Origin of the sequence: Mycobacterium sp. E1214 (assembly GCF_001666755.1) — a bacterium.
GTDB lineage: Bacteria > Actinomycetota > Actinomycetes > Mycobacteriales > Mycobacteriaceae > Mycobacterium.
Genome location: NZ_LZJC01000047.1, coordinates 1 through 539, shown reverse-complemented (window position 1 = coordinate 539; position 539 = coordinate 1). Strand labels below are relative to the sequence as shown.

Below are 539 nucleotides of genomic sequence, written 5' to 3'. Positions count from 1 at the left end.
GCCGGCTGCGCCAGCGCCTGCAGGGTCTTGGTCGTGCTGGTCGCCGTGGAGTTGGCCGTCGCGTTGCTGGTCGCGGCAGCCTGGTTGGCCTGACCCGACGGGTTGACCACCTCCGGGGCATTCTGGAAGGTACTCACCTTCGACGCCGTCGCCGACTGACCGGCATAGGAATACATCGCCCCAGCGTCTTGGGCCCAGAACTCGCCGTACTGGGTCTCCAGCTGCGCGATCAACGGGGTGTTCTGCCCCAGCACGTTGGTGGCGCGCAACTGCTGGACGGCGGCGCGGTTGGCCGCGATCAGCGGCGGCGGCACCGACGCGGCCAGCGCGGTCTCGTACGCCGCCGCGGCGGCCTGGGCCTGAGTGGCCGCCTCCTCGGCCTGCGCGGCCGTCGTGGTCAACCACGTCACATACGGCTGCGCCGCCTGTGCCATCGTGGCCGACGCCGTGCCGAGCCACTCCTCGCTGCTCAGCGCCGTGATCACGTTCTCGTAGTTCAGCGCGGCCGAGTTCAGCTCCGCGGCCAACGCATTCCACGA

At 70.3% G+C, this 539-nt stretch carries 1 protein-coding gene; it reads right to left on the bottom strand.

Features of this window, described 5'->3' with window-relative positions; all coding sequences use genetic code 11:
* On the bottom strand, nt 1–539 hold a 539-nt coding region (locus A5700_RS05375), incomplete at both ends, for a PPE family protein (protein ID WP_156671089.1).